This is a genomic window from Stenotrophomonas sp. TWI602, from assembly GCF_039674045.1.
Taxonomy (GTDB): domain Bacteria; phylum Pseudomonadota; class Gammaproteobacteria; order Xanthomonadales; family Xanthomonadaceae; genus Stenotrophomonas.
In genome coordinates, this window is sequence record NZ_JBDJMT010000008.1 from 1 (window position 1) to 15,252 (window position 15,252).

The window sequence follows — 15,252 nt, forward strand, 5'->3', positions numbered from 1 at the left end:
GCTCGCGGGGTAGGGCCGGCCGCGGGCCGGCTCCCCGGGACCCTGGCGCGACCCGACGGCCGGCCCGCGGCCGGCACTACCTCGCGTGGTGGGCGCGGTGCGCCCGCGCCGATTACTTGAACTTGTAGACCACGTTCATGGTGGTCAGCGTGTCGGTCTTGCGCTTGTCTTCGGCGACGTCGCTGTTGTGGCGCGCCTGCCAGCCGGCTTTCAGCGCCAGATGCTCGTTCATGCTCACCGACACGCCGAAATCGTTCTGCGCGAAGGTGTTGTACGAGCCCGACTCGACCAGCAGCGTGTTCACCAGGTCGGTGTTCGGGGTCAGCGTGTACTTGAGATCGAACAGGCCGCGGCCGATCAGGCCGGTGCGGGTCGCGTCGTCTTCGGTGTTGTGGGTGCGGCGCACACCGGGGCCGATCTGCGCATCCATGTAGAAGCGCTCGGCATCGATGATCCGGGTGCCGTAACCCAGACCGAACGAGCTCTGGCGGTCGTAGGTGGCGAAGTCGTCGCGCTCGTAACGCACCGTGGCGGTGATCTGGCGGTGTTCACCCAGCTGCAGCGCGCTGCCGGCACTGCCGGTGTAACGGTTGGCGGTGGTGTTGCGGCGGCGGATGGTGGTGCCGTCGTCGTTGGTATCGGTGTATTCCGAGCGCGAGCGCAGGCCGAACAGATCCATGCTGTGGACCCAGTCATCGTCGGTGTAGCGCAGGCGCAGACGACCGTTGAAGCTCTCGGTATTGCTGTTGCCGCGGGCCGAGGCAAAGCCCAGTTCACCGCCACTGCCGCTCCAGGGGGAGGTCATCGCCGCCAGTTCGGCAGCGTCCTGTGCATAAACCGCCGGGGCGCAGAGCAGCAGGGGAACAAGCAACGAAACGCGCAGGGACATCAACGGTTCTCCGTGATCGGACAAGGGGGAGGGACAACAAGGGGGGGATGATACTTGATGCGTTCAGCGTCACATTCGGCGACGGGCCCCGGCTTTAGGACCCGTTCGGCCTCGGCCCCTGTTCAGGGAATATCGATGCGCAGTGAGGCGTCGTCGAAGCGCGAATAGGTCACGGTGATCCGGAACGGCTGCCCGTTGGTTTCACCCTTGCGCTCGATCTGCACCGGCAGGCCCTGTGCATTGACCCAGTACAGCAGGCCATCCGGCGCGGCGGTTGCATGGCGCACCTCGTATTTGTGCGCGCGCTGGCCACCGGCGCGGTCCTCGCCAAGATCACGCACCGTCAGCTGCGCTGGCTCAAGATCGGCCGGCAGCGGGTTGCGCCACTGCGCCAGCATCCCTTCTGGCACCGGGATCTGGCGCACTTCGCCGGCACGCTGCAGGAAGAAGGTGCCGCCGACGATGGTCTGCGGGCCATCGTCGGTGATCAGCCGATAGCGGTCCGGGGCGACATAGTCCATCTGTGCCTCCAGGGCGCGCGGGCCCTGCATCTTCATCACCGCGTGGAAGCTGCGCAGCTGGCCGAAGCGCTGGCTGGCCGCCAGCACGGTGGCCACCGGATCGGCGGCCGGTGTCGTCGCCGTCGCGGCAGGCACCGCAGCGGCGGGCGTTTCACTGCGTCCGCAGCCACTGAGCAGCAGGGCGGCGGCGGACAGGGCAAGGGCGGGCAACAGGCGCATGACGGGCGGCAGCAGGCGGTGGGGGCCCCACGATAGCCGAAGATGCAGCCGAAGCCGCCACAACGACGGCGACTCGGACATAATCGGGTCATGGACCGATATGAACGCATCAATGCCCTGCATCGCCTGCTCAAGTCCGCCCGTTACCCGGTAACGGTGGCGGCCCTGCAGGAAAAACTGGAGTGTTCCCGCGCGACTGTCTACCGCGACCTGGCCTTCCTGCGCGATGCGCTGATGGCCCCGGTGGAAGGTGATGGCGAGGCGGGCTTCCGCTACCAGGCCGACGAGAGCGACCGCTTCGAACTGCCGGGGCTGTGGCTCAGCTCGGAAGAACTGCATGCGCTGCTGGCCTCCCAGCACCTGCTCTCGCGCACGGGCGGCGGCGTGCTGTCCTCGGTGCTGGCCCCGCTGCAGCAGCGCATCGAAGGCCTGCTGGCCGCACAGGCCGGCGTCTCGACCTGGCCGGTTGATCGGGTGCGGGTGATTCCGCACCGCGGCCGCAAGTTCGATGAAGCCAGCTTCCGCGCGGTCGCCTCGGCGGTGCTGGAGCGCAAGCAGCTGGCCTTCGAGTACCGGGCCCGCTCCACCGATGAGGCGACCCAGCGCACCGTGTCGCCGCAGCGCATGACCCACTATCGCGACAACTGGTACCTGGATGCGTGGGATCACGGTCGCGAAGGCCTGCGCAGCTTCGCGGTGGACCGTATCTACAAGGCGCGCGTGATCGATACCACCGCGCGCGATGTGGATGACACCGAGCTGGACGAACAGCTGGGCGCCAGCTACGGCATCTTCTCCGGGCCGCCCAAGGGCTGGGCCACCATCGTGTTCAGTGCCAAGGCTGCGCGCTGGGTGGCCGATGAGCATTGGCATTCCAAGCAGCAGGGCCGCTTCCTGCCCGATGGCCGCTATGAGCTGAAGCTGCCTTACAGCGTCTCGCGCGAACTGCTGATGGACGTGCTGCACTACGGCTCGGATGCGGAAATCGTCGAGCCGGTGATGCTGCGCGAGCAGGCCAAGGCGCTGCTGGCACTGGCCCTGACCAGTTACGAGTAAGCCGGCCGGGCCGGCATCGGCTCATGCCGTGGAGTCATATGCCCCGGATTCCGCAAGGGCCGGGGCGTGCGGTATCGTGGGGCGTTGCTGCCCTTATGGATCCCGCTGCCCCCATGAAAAAGTACCTGCTGCTCCCGTTGCTTGCCGCTTCGCTGGCCCTGGCCGCCTGCGGCAAGCCGGCCAATGATTCCAAGAAGCTGGTGGTTGCCGCCACCGCGGTGCCGCACGCCGAGATCCTCGCCGTGGTCAAGCCGATCCTGGAAAAGGAAGGCCTGACCCTGGACGTGCGCGTCTTCAATGACTACGTGCAGCCCAACGACCAGCTGGTGCAGAAGCAGGTTGACGTGAACTACTTCCAGACCGAGCCCTATCTGGACGCCTACAACCGGGACCGCAAGACCGACCTGGTCAAGGTGATCGGCGTGCATATCGAGCCCTTCGGTGCCTATTCGCGACGCTTCACATCGCTTGATGCGCTGCCCAACGGCGCCGACGTGGTGATCCCCAACGACCCGAGCAACAACAGCCGCGCGCTGATCCTGCTGCACAAGGCTGGCGTGATCACGCTCAAGGACCCGACCAATGCGTTGGCGACCCAGCGCGACATCATCGCCAACCCGAAGCAGCTCAAGTTCCGCGAGCTGGATTCGGCGATGCTGCCGCGCGTGCTGGACCAGGTCGATCTGGCCCTGATCAACACTAACTACGCGCTGGATGCCGGGCTCAACCCGACCCAGGATGCGCTGGCGATCGAAAGCAAGGATTCGCCGTACGTGAACTTCCTCGTTGCCCGCCCGGACAACAAGGACGATGCCCGCGTGCAGCAGCTGGCCAAGGCCCTGACCGGCCCGGAAGTGAAGGCTTTCATCGCCGAGAAGTACAAGGGCGCGGTCCTCCCGGCATTCTGACCGGCACCCACGGTAGAGCCACGCCATGCGTGGCTGGCCGCGCCCAAGCGGCAATGATCGCCGACGCGGGCGTCACCCCACGCGGAAGCCCATCGTCGCCTCCACCGCCTGCTGCCAGCCGCTGTACAGCGCCTCGCGCTGGTCCACCGGCATCTGCGGGGTGAAGCGGCGGTCCACCGCCCATTGTTCGGCGATCTCCGCCCGGCTGCGCCAGAACCCGGTGGCCAGCCCGGCCAGGTAGGCGGCGCCCAGCGCGGTGGTTTCGGCCACCTGCGGGCGCAGCACTGGCACGCCCAGGATGTCGCTCTGGAACTGCGCCATGAAGTCGTTGGCGATCGCGCCACCATCGGCGCGCAGTTCCTTCAGTTCGATCCCCGCGTCGGCCTGCATCGCCGCCAGTACGTCGCGGGTCTGGTACGCCATCGATTCCACCGCCGCGCGGATGAAGTGCTCCTTGGTGGTGCCGCGGGTCAGCCCGAACATCGCGCCGCGCACATCGCTGCGCCAGTACGGCGCCCCAAGCCCCACGAACGCGGGCACCAGGTACACGCCGCCATTGTCCGCGGCACGCTCGGCGTAGGCTTGGCAATCGCTGGATTTGCCGAACATGCGCAGCCCGTCGCGCAGCCACTGCACGACCGAACCGGCGACGAAGATCGAGCCTTCCAGCGCGTACTCCACACGTCCATCAATGCCCCACGCGATGGTGGTCAGCAGGCCGTTCTCGGACACCACCGCCTTCTCGCCGGTATTCATCAGCATGAAGCAGCCGGTGCCGTAGGTGTTCTTGGCCATGCCCGGCTCGAAGCAGGCCTGGCCGAACAGCGCGGCCTGCTGGTCGCCGGCGATGCCGGCAATGGGCAGGTGCTGGTCGAAGAAGAACTGTGCCTGGGTGGTGGCATACACCTCGCTGGAACTGCGCACCTGCGGCAGCATCGCGCGCGGGATGTTGAACAGCGCCAGCAGTTCATCGTCCCACTGCAGCGCATGGATATCGAACAGCAGCGTGCGCGCGGCATTGGTGACATCGGTGACGTGCGCCTGGCCGCCACTGAGGTTCCAGATCAGCCAGCTGTCGATGGTGCCGAACAGCAGCTCGCCGCGTTCAGCACGTGCCTGCGCGCCGTCGACGTGGTCGAGGATCCAGCGGATCTTGGTCGCCGAAAAGTAGGCATCGATCAACAGCCCGGTCTTGCGCCGGATCAGCGGCTCGTGGCCATCGGCCTTGAGCTGTTCGCAGATCGCATGGCTCTGCCGCGACTGCCACACCACGGCGTTGTGGACCGGCTGGCCGGTAGCCTTGTCCCAGACCACCGTGGTCTCGCGCTGGTTGGTGATGCCGATGCCGGCGATTGTGCGCGGGTCCACCTGGTAGCGGTTCAACAGCTCGGTGATCGTGGTGTACACGCTGGTCAGGATCTCGCGTGGGTCATGCTCGACCCAGCCCGGCTGCGGGAAGATCTGGGTGAACTCGCGTTGCGCGCTGCCGGCGACGCGCCCGGCATGATCGAACAGGATGGCGCGCGAACTGGTCGTGCCCTGGTCGATGGCGAGCACGTAGTGCTTGTCCATGGTCTGCTCCGTGGAAATCGATGCCGTGAGGCGTGACAGGCGTACAGCCTACGGCATCGAAACACGCGCCTGCAGGGTGGCGGACAACGCCTCGCGCTGCGCAGCGTCCACGCGCAAGCCCAGGTGGCTGCGGCGCCACAGCACGTCGTCGGCGGTGTGGGCCCATTCGTGCGCGATGAGGTAGTCCAGTTCGCGGTCGTAGAGGCCGCCGCCGTGGTCCTGGCCCAGCGCGTCGAGTGTCTGTGCGCCGGCGAGCAGCCCGACCGCACGGGTGCCGTAGCTGCTGGCCAGGCGCTGCAGCAGGGCAGGGGGCAGGCGAGGGTGGTCACGCTGCAGCGCCTCGGCCATTTCAGCGGCCGTGCCGCCATCGCCCCCCGGCAACGGTGGCCCACCGGCGGTCCACGCCGCGCCCATCTCCGGCAGCGCGGGTGAGAGCCGCCCCAGCGCTTCCTCGGCCAGTGCGCGGTAGGTGGTGAGCTTGCCGCCCAGCACGCTCAGCAGCGGGGCGCCAGCCGCATCCAGCTCCAGCCGGTAGTCGCGCGTGACCCGCGATGCATCGCGGTGATGATCGGCCAACAGGGGGCGCACCCCGCTGTAGCGCCAGACGATGTCCTCGGCGCGCACTGGAACGCGCACGAACCGGTTCACCGCCTCGAGCAGATAGGTCTGTTCGTCGGCGCGGGGCTGCACCTGTGCCGGGTCGCCGTCGTAGTCGGTATCGGTGGTACCGATCAGGGTGAAGTCCTGTTCGAACGGAATCGCGAACACCACCCGCTGGTCGGGTTGCTGGAACAGGTACGCACTGTCATGGGCGAACTGGCGCGGCACCACCAGGTGGCTGCCCTGCACCAGCCGCACTCCCAACGGGGCATCGAGTCCCGCCCGTTCCAGCACGGTACCGGCCCACGGTCCACTGGCATTGACCACGCAGCGGGCGCGGACGCGCTGCACGTCGCCGTTGGCGGTGCGCAGTACGGCCCACCAGTGATCGCGGTGGCGGATCAATTGTTCGCAGCGGGTGCGCGTGCGGATCTGCGCGCCGCGTGCATGTGCATCGAGCGCGTTGAGCACCACCAGCCGGGCATCGTTGACGCGCGCATCGGCGTAGGTGAAGCCGGTCCGGTAGGCGGGCTGCAATGCAGCGCCGCTCGGATCGCGCCGCAGGTCGATGCGCTGCGAGGGCGGGAAATGGGGATTGGCGTGACCCAGGTGGTCGTAGAGCCACAGCCCCGCGCGCAGCATCCACGCCGGGCGCAGATGGCGCACATGCGGCAGCACGAAGCGGGTCGGGGCGATCAGATGCGGTGCAAGCTGGCGCAGCGTTTCGCGCTCGTTGAGCGCCTTGCGCACCAGTGCGAATTCGCCCTGCTGCAGGTAGCGCAGGCCGCCATGGATCAGCTTGGTGCTGGCGCTGGAGGTATGCGCGGCCAGGTCATCCTGCTCGCACAGGCAGACCGACAGGCCGCGTCCCGCTGCGTCGCGGGCGATGCCGGCGCCATTGATGCCGCCGCCCACCACCAGCACGTCGAAGGATTCGCTCATCGGCTCCCCGGGGCGGACCGGTCGGGTCCATCGTTACCCGAGTGTCGACCACAAGCCGGCAACGCCCGATGAAAGTGGCGGGCCCCACAACGACAACGGGCCCGCGAGGGGCCCGTTGTGCGTACTGCGTGGAAGCGGAACGGCGTGCTTAGAAGCGCGCGCCGATGCCGAAGCCCACGGTCCACGGATCCAGCTTGGCCTTGTCGCCGGTGCCTTCACCGTTGACGGTCAGCTCCGGGCGCGAATGCATGTAGCGGGCATCGGCACGGGCGAACCAGGTGCTGTTGATGTTCATGTCCACGCCGACGGTGCCGATCGCGCCCTTGGCGGTCTTGACGCCGATGTGGCCGATGTCGCTGGCGAGCTCTTCATTGCTGAAGTTGGACTCGTAGTAACCGGCGCCCACGAACGGACGGAACACGTTGTCGGCCTGGCCGAAGTGATACTGGCCGCTCAACGCGATCGGCTGCTGCTCGACCGTGCCCAGGCGGGCGCCATCGGTGCCGCGCACGCGGTGATCGAACTTGTCGGCTGCGCCCCACAGTTCCACGGCCCAGTTGTCGTTGATGTAGTAGCTGAAGCTCAGGGTCGGGGCCGGGCCGCCGTCCACCTTGCGCACGCCATCGAGCGGATCGTTCTTCGGCTGCAGCAGCGACACGCCGCCGACCACGGCGAAGTGCTTGCCAGAAGCGGTATCAACAGTGCTGTCCTGCGCGAAAGCAGCCGGCGCAAAAGCAAGAGCAGTCAGGGTAGCCAGGGTCAGGGTACGGATGGAGCGCATGGGGGAATCTCCTCAGGATGTTTTTGTTCTGGGCCCCGGTGTTGTGGGGCGAGGCAACCGTAGTCCCCGCAATATGAATCGCATCCGACGCACGTTAAAATTTAGTTGTTTCCATTCAGCGATCAGTGCAAAACCGCTGTATTTACGGGCGATGATGCGATGCCTGACATTCATTCATCTGGTGATGGTGTGATGGAAACCACAACGTGCATCGGCTTCCCTGCGCAGCTCAACGCCGAGTGCCGCGTGCTGATACTCGGCTCGATGCCGGGCGTGGCATCGCTGCAGGCTGCGCAGTACTACGCCCATCCGCGCAATCGTTTCTGGCCGTTGATGGGCGTGCTGTGCGGGATCGACACGACCCTTCCCTATCCGGATCGCGTGCGCGCATTGAACGCGCGCGGTGTGGGCGTGTGGGATGTGATCGGGCAGTGCGAGCGACGCGGCAGCCTGGATGCGTCGATCGTGCGCGGCAGTGAAGTGCCCAATGCGCTGGGTGCACTGATCGAGGGACGGCCTGCGCTGCGCGCGATCGCCTGCAATGGCGGCACCGCGTACCGGGCGTTCCAGCGTTTCATCGTGCCGGCGCTGCTTGATGCCGCGCGCGAGGTGCCGGTCTGGTCGCTGCCCTCCACCAGCCCGGCCAACGCAGCCTGGCCGTTGCCCCGGCTGGTGGAGGCATGGCAGCCGCTGGCCGATGCCATCCGGCTTTGAGGCGGGGACAGCGCCGGACAATACGGTACCGACTGGAAAATTCCGCTTTGCACTGTGCCAAGCCCAATCCGGCCAAAGCAGATGCCTGCAACAGCCTGTCCCGGGACAGCAGCGCTGAAAATTCGCCAAGCTGGTTGGCGCTGGCGCGCGAAGCCCCCACAATAGGCGATTCCCTACACCAGATTGCCGGAGTTTTCCCCATGGCCGAAATCAAGGAAGCACTTGTCCCCGATATCGGTGACTACAGCGATATCCCGGTAATCGAGGTGCTGGTCGCCGTTGGAGATACCGTCAAGAAAGACCAGGGTCTGGTGACGCTGGAATCGGACAAGGCCACGATGGAAGTGCCGTCCTCGGTGGCCGGTATCGTCAAGGAAATCAAGGTCAAGATTGGCGACAACCTCTCCGAGGGCAAGCTCGTGGCCCTGATCGAAGTCAGCGAAGAGGCCGCCGCGCCGGCCGCTGCTGCTGCGCCGGCCCCTGCTGCCAAGGCCGAAGCCGCCGAGACCGCGACCAAGGTCGAGCCGGTCGCCACCCCGGCCGAGCCGGACAAGCTGGCCGCCCGTGATATCGAACAGTCCGCCGCCAAGCCGACCCAGCCGGCCCCGGCCGCCGCTGCCCCGTCGGGTGGCTCGCCGACCAGCCCGCCGGTGGCCTTCAACGCCGACAGCGTGCTGCCGCAGAAGGTGCCCTACGCTTCGCCGGCCGTGCGCGTGTTCGCCCGCGAGCTGGGCGTGGACCTGAACCAGCTGAGCGGCACCGAGAAGGGCGGGCGCATCACCAAGTCCGACGTGCAGAAGTTCGTCAAGTCGGCCCTGACCGGCGGCGGCGCTGCCACCGGCGGTACCGTGGCGGCCGGTGGCGGTCTGAACCTGCTGCCCTGGCCGAAGGTCGACTTCAGCAAGTTCGGTGAGGTCGAGGTCCAGCCGCTGTCCCGGATCAAGAAGATCTCCGGCGCGAACCTGGCCCGCAACTGGGCGATGATTCCGCATGTCACCCAATTCGAGCAGGCCGACATCACCGAGCTGGAAGCCCTGCGCGTGGCGCTGAACAAGGAAAACGAGAAGGCCGGCATCAAGCTGACCATGCTCGCCTTCCTGGTCAAGGCCAGCGCCGCGGCGCTGAAGAAGTTCCCGGAGTTCAACGCCTCGCTGGATGCCAGCGGCGAGAACCTGACCCTGAAGAAGTACTTCAACATCGGTTTCGCGGCCGATACGCCGAGCGGCCTGGTCGTGCCGGTGATCCGCGACGTCGACAAGAAGGGTGTGGTGCAGATCGCGCAGGAATCCGGCGAACTGGCCAAGAAGGCCCGCGACGGCAAGCTCGGCCCGGCCGACATGAGCGGTGGCTGCTTCTCGATCAGCTCGCTGGGCGGCATCGGTGGCACGGCGTTCACCCCGATCGTCAATGCACCGGAAGTGGCCATCCTGGGCGTGTCCAAGTCGTCGATCCAGCCGGTCTGGAATGGCAAGGAGTTCGCCCCGAAGCTGATGCTGCCGCTGTCGCTGAGCTATGACCACCGCGTCATCGACGGCGCGCTGGCCGCCCGCTTCACCACCTACCTCTCGCAGGTGCTGGCCGACATGCGGCGCGTCCTGCTGTGAAGCAGGGCCTGGTCCTGGCCGGGCTGCTGATGGCGCTGCCGATGGCGCAGGCGGGCGCGCGCGAATGCGCGTCCGACCTGGGCCATGGCTGGCCACCGGCGGTCGGCAACTATGGCCAGGCAGTGGAAACCCTGTTCGACGGCACGGTGCAGCCTGCGCTGTCGCTGGTGAGCCTGCCCAGGAGTGGCGTGGAAACCGGCGTCGCCTTGTTGCCCGCTCCCCAGGATCAGGCATGGACCCTGCGCTACAGCCGGGCCGACAAGCGCGTCTACACCTGGAACAGCGGTGCCCGCCAGGGCGGCGTGGAACTGCGCGTGGACCAGGAACCGGACCAGTACCAGGTCAGCATCCCGGCACTGTTGGCGCAGCGTTTGCTGCACAGCTGGCAGGCCGCATTGGCCGCGCAGGTACCGGGCGACCGCAAGGCGCCGGTGCTGGAGGGTGACGTGCTGTCCTTCACCGTGGATGGCCAGCGATACAGCGGCACCCGGCCGGCGTGCGGTGCGGGCCGGCTGATGATGAAACAGGTGGCGCTGCTGATCGAAGCCAGCGACACCCAGGAAAAGAAGCTCGACCGTCGCTGGAAAGATCTGGACGAGTCGCTCGACGAACTGCAGCAACTGCTCGGCGGCAAGGCCGGCTGAGCACCAGGAGAACACGAATGGCCGCAATTGAAATCAAGGTTCCCGACATCGGCGATTACAGCGGTGTGCCGGTGATCGAACTGCTGGTCGCCGTGGGTGACACGGTGAAGAAGGACCAGGGTCTGGTCACGCTGGAATCGGACAAGGCAACGCTGGAAGTGCCGTCCTCGGCCGCCGGTGTGGTCAAGGAAATCAAGGTCAAGCTCGGCGACAACCTCTCCGAAGGCGACGTCGTGCTGCTGCTGGAAGCCGAAGGCGAGGCCGCTGCGCCTGCCAAGGCCGAAGCACCCAAGGCCGAGGCCGCCCCGGCCAGCAAGCCGCCGGTGACCCCGTCGCATCGCGCCCCGGCCGAACCGGCCGCGCCGCAGCCGTCGCTGTCGTCGGGCAAGCCGGCCGATATCGAGTGCAAGATGGTGGTGCTGGGCGCAGGCCCGGGCGGTTACACCGCCGCCTTCCGTTCGGCCGATCTGGGCGTGGATACCGTGCTGATCGAGCGCTACGCCAGCCTCGGCGGCGTCTGCCTCAACGTGGGCTGCATCCCGTCCAAGGCGCTGCTGCATGCTGCCGCGGTGATCGACGAAGTGGCCCACGCCGGTGATTTCGGCGTGGAGTTCGGCAAGCCGACCATCACCCTGGACAAGCTGCGCGGCTACAAGGAAAAGGTGGTCACCCAGCTGACCAAGGGCCTGGCCGGCATGGCCAAGCAGCGCAAGGTGCGCACCGTGCAGGGCCTGGCCAGGTTCGTCTCGGCCAATGAGCTGGAGATCGTCGGCGACGACGGCAAGACCCAGCTGCTGCGCTTCGAACAGTGCATCATCGCGGCCGGTTCGCAGGCGGTGAAGCTGCCGAACTTCCCGTGGGACGACAAGCGCGTCATGGATTCCACCGATGCACTGGAACTGGCCGAGGTGCCGGGTTCGCTGCTGGTGGTCGGTGGCGGCATCATCGGCCTGGAAATGGCGACGGTGTATGCGGCGCTGGGCAGCAAGGTGACCGTGGTCGAGTTCATGGACCAGCTGATGCCGGGCGCCGACAAGGACCTGGTCAAGCCGCTGGCCGATCGCCTGAAGAAGCAGGGCGTGGAGGTCCACCTGAAGACCAAGGCGACCGATGTCAAGGCCGACAAGGCCGGCATCACCGTGTCCTTCGAAGCCGCGGTGGAAGGCGAAAAGCCGGGTCTGGACGCCAGCACCTTCGACCGCGTGCTGGTCGCGGTGGGCCGCTCGCCGAACGGCAAGAAGATCGATGCCGAGAAGGCCGGCGTGCAGGTCACCGACCGTGGCTTCATTCCGGCCGACCGCCAGATGCGCACCAACGTGCCGCACATCTTTGCGATCGGCGACATCGTCGGCAACCCGATGCTGGCCCACAAGGCCACGCACGAGGGCAAGCTGGCCGCGGAAGTGGCTGCCGGCGAGAAGAAGGAATGGGTGGCGCGCGTGATTCCGTCGGTGGCCTACACCAATCCGGAAATCGCGTGGGTCGGCGTGACCGAAACCGAAGCCAAGGCCAAGGGCCTGAAGGTCGGCGTGGCCAAGTTCCCGTGGGCCGCCAGCGGCCGTGCGATCGGCATCGGCCGTACCGAAGGCTTCACCAAGCTGATCTTCGACGAAGAGACCCACCGCATCATCGGTGGTGCGATCGTCGGCGTGCATGCCGGTGACCTGCTGGCCGAGATCGGCCTGGCGATCGAGATGGGTGCGGAGGCCGAAGACATCGGCCACACCATCCACGCCCATCCGACGCTGAGCGAATCGGTGGCGATGGCGGCGGAAATCTACGACGGTACGATCACCGATCTGTACATGCCGAAGAAGAAGTAATTGGTCGATCACCGCCGTTGGTGGTGGCTCCGGTTCAACGAAAAACCCCGGTGAAAGCCGGGGTTTTTTGTTGCTGACGCTGAAGCTGAGGCTGGCGAAGCAGCATCTCTTGGGGCCGCTTCGCTGCACAGGCCGGGGCCCGCCGCGACCGGCAGGCCGTTCGGCAAATGTCCCCCGGCATCCGCCTGGTGGCGGCTGCCTCCTCCTTGATTTTGCCCAACGGCCTACCGGCCGCGGCGGGCCCCGGCCTGCGCAGCGAGCGCCCGACGCCCAAACAACCCGCAGTTGCTCCCCAAAACAAAGCGCAAAAAAACGCGGCCCCCGATATCCCGGAGGCCGCGCTTGGAGAGAGGTAGTGCGAAGGGCTTAGAAGACGAAGCTGACGCCTGCCACCGGACCCTTGAACTCCTGCTTCAGACCGATCGTGCCATCGCTGCCGCTCTGGTCCACGTCGAGCTTGAACCAGTCGTAGCCGGCGAACACGCCGAAGTTCTTGGTGAAGCGGTAATCGACGATCGCATTGGCGCGGCTCAGATCACCGTCGTAATCGTCGAAGTTGCCCCACTTGGTGTTCAGGTACTGGCCCTGGAACGTGATCATCCACTTCTCGGACGGGGTGAAGCTCAGGCGTGCACCGACCACCGGCGCCACACCGTCGGCCTTCTCGTCCAGGAACTCGCCCTGGTACAGGTCGCCGACATCGGCGTAGGCCATGGTGCTGACCTTGGCGTACTCGGCACCCAGCTGCAGGCCGAGGTCGAACTTCTCGGTGTCCACCACCGAATAGTCGTACACCAGGCTGGCGACCTGGTACTTCAGCTCACCCTTGATGAAGCTGCCGGCCGGCACAGTGGTATCGCCGAAGCTCACACCCTGGTCGAGGGTCTCGCGGCGATCCTTGTCGTACTTGAAGTAGTTGAACAGCAGGCGCTGGCGGTTGCTGATACGGAACATGCCGTCAATGCGCGGCTCCCATTCCTTGCCGCCGAGGCCGAAATCTTCGGAGAAGCCAACGTCCTGACCCGCGATGTTGGTATTGCCACGGATCGTGTTGTCCGAATCGATCTGCATCGCACCCAGGCGCAGGGCGAAGCGGTCATCGCCTTCGGCGGCGTGGGACGGAGCGGCGTAGGAGAGTGCGGCCAGAGCGACTGGCACGGCAAGCAGGGAGAGCATCGGGCGCATCGGGGGTCCTTGCGGTGGTTCTAGTGATGTGCCGTCACATTGCCCACTGCGACGTCCACCATTCGTGAAGGTATGGTGGACGCAGTGTGTACCGTTCATGCATACCGGGGGGGGCGCAGGTCCGCGCGGTGGCCGCTTTCGGGTGCAAGCACCGGTCAGGACGGGCTCCGATTGAACTGGCCCTGGATCCTTCCGCCCGCACCGCTAAAAGAGGGTGGCCCCGGAGAGGGCTTCGGGGCCACCCTGTACTGGCCTGCGCGTGGGACGCCGACGAGGATTCAACGGCAGGCTGATGACTCTGACCGGGGCGTGCGACCAAAGTTCAACATGTTGCACTGCCGCATCGGGCGCCCCTTTGCGCAGTGGGATTGGCCCGGAGGTGGAACAGGTTTCCACAAGCCCCCAACGGCGGGCTTACATCCGGGATGAACAGGCAGCGGTTGTCTCTCAAATTGTCCCATTGCTATAATTTGGCGGCTCGACGAGGCGCTGGCTTGCGGCCTCGGCCTTTCCTACTCACAACCATGCAGGACATTCACGTGCTGAACTCCGTTGACGCGGGTCGGCGACTGATGCTGCGCGCAGCGGTTTACCCGCTGGCTGCAGTGGCTGTCCTGGCTCTTGCCCTGCTGCTGTGGGGAGGCCCGAAGGCCGCTCTGGGGGCGCTGCTCTCCGGTGTGGCGGTTTCTGCAGCCGGCTGGGTCGCCGCGCGGATGGCGCTGGGCGGCGGGGTGCAGGCGGCAGGTTCGGCGATGACCCGCCTGATCCTGGCGGTGGTGGCAAAGTGGGTGCTCGTATTCGGCGTCCTGATGGTGGGGTTCCTGGTCTTCAAGCTGCCTGCACTGGCGCTGTTGGCCGGTATCGCCGTCGGGTTGATGTTCCAGGTCCTGGCTCTGGCCAGGCGCTGATCCAATTTATTTAACTCAAGGTTCCGGACACATGGCAGGCGAGGCGCTGACACCCACCTCCTACATCCAACATCACCTGCACAACCTGACGTTCCATATGCAGGAAGGTGGTTTCTGGGCGATTCACGTCGACACCATTGTGACTTCGGTCCTGATGGGTTTGTTGATGGTGTTTGGCTTCTGGATGGCAACCCGCAAGGCGACGGCCGGCGTCCCGGGCAAGTGGCAGGCGTTCGTCGAGATCTGCCTGGAGTTCGTTGACCGCCAGGCCAAGGACACCTACCACGGCACCAGCAAGCTGGTGACCCCGATCGCGATCACCCTGTTCTTCTGGATCCTCATGATGAATCTCATCAAGATGATCCCGGCCGATTTCATCGCCAAGCCGCTTGAGATGATGGGCGTGCCGTACTGGAAGCCGGTTCCCACCGCCGACGTCAATGCCACGTTGGGCATGTCGATCAGCGTGTTCTTCCTGATGCTGTTCTTCGCGCTGCGCTCCAAGGGCCTGGGTGGCTTCACCAAGGAATTCCTGACGGCGCCGTTCGGCAAGTGGATGCTCCCGTTCAACCTGATCCTCAACATCGTCGAGTGGCTGAGCAAGCCGATTTCGCTGGCGATGCGACTGTTCGGCAACATGTTCGGCGGTGAGATCGTCTTCCTGCTGATCTGGGTGCTGGGCGGTGCGGGTATCGCCGGTGCCATCGCAGGCGGTGCATTCGGTCTGGGCTGGATGCTGTTCCACCTGCTGGTGATTCCGCTGCAGGCGTTCATCTTCATGATGTTGTCCATCGTGTACCTGAGCCTGTCGGAAGACGCTCACTGAGTTTCGCTTCACCCTTCATCCGTTTGTTTCTAAACCCTTAGTTATCCAAAGTTCCAGGAG

At 65.9% G+C, this 15,252-nt stretch carries 14 protein-coding genes; 8 read left to right on the top strand and 6 right to left on the bottom strand.

The genetic code is table 11. The features are described from left to right. Positions 1 to 112: 112 nt before the first annotated feature. Both ABE483_RS09865 and ABE483_RS09870 read right to left on the bottom strand, forming a co-directional pair. Positions 113 to 889: a DUF481 domain-containing protein gene (locus ABE483_RS09865; protein WP_313209091.1), complete on the bottom strand. Its 777-nt coding sequence runs from the start codon at positions 887 to 889 to the stop codon at positions 113 to 115. Between the two features lie 122 nt (positions 890 to 1,011). Then, positions 1,012 to 1,629: a hypothetical protein gene (locus ABE483_RS09870; RefSeq protein ID WP_313219531.1), complete on the bottom strand. Its 618-nt coding sequence runs from the start codon at positions 1,627 to 1,629 to the stop codon at positions 1,012 to 1,014. A 90-nt stretch (positions 1,630 to 1,719) separates the two neighbouring features. Here ABE483_RS09870 and ABE483_RS09875 point away from each other — a divergent pair, with 90 nt between their 5' ends. Together ABE483_RS09875 and ABE483_RS09880 are read left to right on the top strand one after the other, a co-directional pair. Further along, positions 1,720 to 2,685: a YafY family protein gene (locus ABE483_RS09875; protein ID WP_313209093.1), complete on the top strand. Its 966-nt coding sequence runs from the start codon at positions 1,720 to 1,722 to the stop codon at positions 2,683 to 2,685. A gap of 113 nt (positions 2,686 to 2,798) precedes the next feature. Then, positions 2,799 to 3,593 carry a MetQ/NlpA family ABC transporter substrate-binding protein gene (locus tag ABE483_RS09880; protein WP_313209094.1) on the top strand — a complete coding sequence of 265 codons (795 nt, stop codon included), beginning with the start codon at positions 2,799 to 2,801 and terminating at the stop codon, positions 3,591 to 3,593. 72 nt (positions 3,594 to 3,665) lie between these two features. Here the strand turns inward: ABE483_RS09880 and glpK are convergent, their stop codons facing one another. The 3 genes from glpK to ABE483_RS09895 all read right to left on the bottom strand — a co-directional run bounded on the left by glpK (position 3,666) and on the right by ABE483_RS09895 (position 7,488). After that, positions 3,666 to 5,165, bottom strand: coding sequence for a glycerol kinase GlpK (gene glpK, locus ABE483_RS09885; RefSeq protein ID WP_313209095.1), 1,500 nt, complete (start codon positions 5,163 to 5,165; stop codon positions 3,666 to 3,668). A 48-nt stretch (positions 5,166 to 5,213) separates the two neighbouring features. Beyond that, on the bottom strand, positions 5,214 to 6,707 hold the full coding sequence (glpD, locus tag ABE483_RS09890; protein WP_346481601.1) for a glycerol-3-phosphate dehydrogenase: 1,494 nt from the start codon (positions 6,705 to 6,707) through the stop codon (positions 5,214 to 5,216). 148 nt (positions 6,708 to 6,855) lie between these two features. Next, positions 6,856 to 7,488, bottom strand: coding sequence for an OmpW family outer membrane protein (locus tag ABE483_RS09895; protein WP_313209097.1), 633 nt, complete (start codon positions 7,486 to 7,488; stop codon positions 6,856 to 6,858). A gap of 192 nt (positions 7,489 to 7,680) precedes the next feature. On the opposite strand from ABE483_RS09895, the gene ABE483_RS09900 reads away from it, so the two are divergent. The 4 genes from ABE483_RS09900 (at position 7,681) to lpdA (ending at position 12,273) form a co-directional block, all read left to right on the top strand. Beyond that, the gene (locus ABE483_RS09900; RefSeq protein ID WP_313219534.1) at positions 7,681 to 8,202 is read left to right on the top strand and encodes a DNA-deoxyinosine glycosylase; all 522 of its coding nucleotides are present in this window, start codon (positions 7,681 to 7,683) and stop codon (positions 8,200 to 8,202) included. Positions 8,203 to 8,402: 200 nt separating this feature from the next. After that, complete coding sequence (gene aceF / locus ABE483_RS09905) at positions 8,403 to 9,806, top strand: dihydrolipoyllysine-residue acetyltransferase (protein ID WP_313219535.1); 1,404 nt, start codon at positions 8,403 to 8,405, stop codon at positions 9,804 to 9,806. 29 nt (positions 9,807 to 9,835) lie between these two features. After that, entirely contained in the window at positions 9,836 to 10,450 is a 615-nt protein-coding gene (locus ABE483_RS09910) for a hypothetical protein (protein ID WP_346481637.1), read from the top strand. A gap of 17 nt (positions 10,451 to 10,467) precedes the next feature. After that, the gene (lpdA, locus tag ABE483_RS09915) at positions 10,468 to 12,273 is read left to right on the top strand and encodes a dihydrolipoyl dehydrogenase (protein ID WP_313209100.1); all 1,806 of its coding nucleotides are present in this window, start codon (positions 10,468 to 10,470) and stop codon (positions 12,271 to 12,273) included. A gap of 366 nt (positions 12,274 to 12,639) precedes the next feature. Here the strand turns inward: lpdA and ABE483_RS09920 are convergent, their stop codons facing one another. Beyond that, positions 12,640 to 13,458: a hypothetical protein gene (locus ABE483_RS09920; protein ID WP_346481602.1), complete on the bottom strand. Its 819-nt coding sequence runs from the start codon at positions 13,456 to 13,458 to the stop codon at positions 12,640 to 12,642. 539 nt (positions 13,459 to 13,997) lie between these two features. Here ABE483_RS09920 and ABE483_RS09925 point away from each other — a divergent pair. Beyond that, on the top strand, positions 13,998 to 14,366 hold the full coding sequence (locus tag ABE483_RS09925) for a hypothetical protein (protein WP_172407534.1): 369 nt from the start codon (positions 13,998 to 14,000) through the stop codon (positions 14,364 to 14,366). A 31-nt stretch (positions 14,367 to 14,397) separates the two neighbouring features. After that, positions 14,398 to 15,192 carry a F0F1 ATP synthase subunit A gene (gene atpB, locus ABE483_RS09930; protein ID WP_176988112.1) on the top strand — a complete coding sequence of 265 codons (795 nt, stop codon included), beginning with the start codon at positions 14,398 to 14,400 and terminating at the stop codon, positions 15,190 to 15,192. Positions 15,193 to 15,252 lie beyond the last annotated feature (60 nt).

What these genes read in the sequence shown, in the direction of transcription:
- ABE483_RS09865 (WP_313209091.1), bottom strand. Translation starts at nt 889, where the DNA reads ATGTCCCTGCGCGTTTCGTTGCTTGTTCCCCTGCTGCTCTGCGCCCCG.
- ABE483_RS09920 (WP_346481602.1), bottom strand. Translation starts at nt 13,458, where the DNA reads ATGCGCCCGATGCTCTCCCTGCTTGCCGTGCCAGTCGCTCTGGCCGCA.
- aceF (WP_313219535.1), top strand. Translation starts at nt 8,403, where the DNA reads ATGGCCGAAATCAAGGAAGCACTTGTCCCCGATATCGGTGACTACAGC.
- ABE483_RS09900 (WP_313219534.1), top strand. Translation starts at nt 7,681, where the DNA reads ATGGAAACCACAACGTGCATCGGCTTCCCTGCGCAGCTCAACGCCGAG.
- lpdA (WP_313209100.1), top strand. Translation starts at nt 10,468, where the DNA reads ATGGCCGCAATTGAAATCAAGGTTCCCGACATCGGCGATTACAGCGGT.
- ABE483_RS09895 (WP_313209097.1), bottom strand. Translation starts at nt 7,488, where the DNA reads ATGCGCTCCATCCGTACCCTGACCCTGGCTACCCTGACTGCTCTTGCT.
- ABE483_RS09870 (WP_313219531.1), bottom strand. Translation starts at nt 1,629, where the DNA reads ATGCGCCTGTTGCCCGCCCTTGCCCTGTCCGCCGCCGCCCTGCTGCTC.
- ABE483_RS09875 (WP_313209093.1), top strand. Translation starts at nt 1,720, where the DNA reads ATGGACCGATATGAACGCATCAATGCCCTGCATCGCCTGCTCAAGTCC.
- glpD (WP_346481601.1), bottom strand. Translation starts at nt 6,707, where the DNA reads ATGAGCGAATCCTTCGACGTGCTGGTGGTGGGCGGCGGCATCAATGGC.
- glpK (WP_313209095.1), bottom strand. Translation starts at nt 5,165, where the DNA reads ATGGACAAGCACTACGTGCTCGCCATCGACCAGGGCACGACCAGTTCG.
- atpB (WP_176988112.1), top strand. Translation starts at nt 14,398, where the DNA reads ATGGCAGGCGAGGCGCTGACACCCACCTCCTACATCCAACATCACCTG.
- ABE483_RS09910 (WP_346481637.1), top strand. Translation starts at nt 9,836, where the DNA reads ATGGCGCTGCCGATGGCGCAGGCGGGCGCGCGCGAATGCGCGTCCGAC.
- ABE483_RS09880 (WP_313209094.1), top strand. Translation starts at nt 2,799, where the DNA reads ATGAAAAAGTACCTGCTGCTCCCGTTGCTTGCCGCTTCGCTGGCCCTG.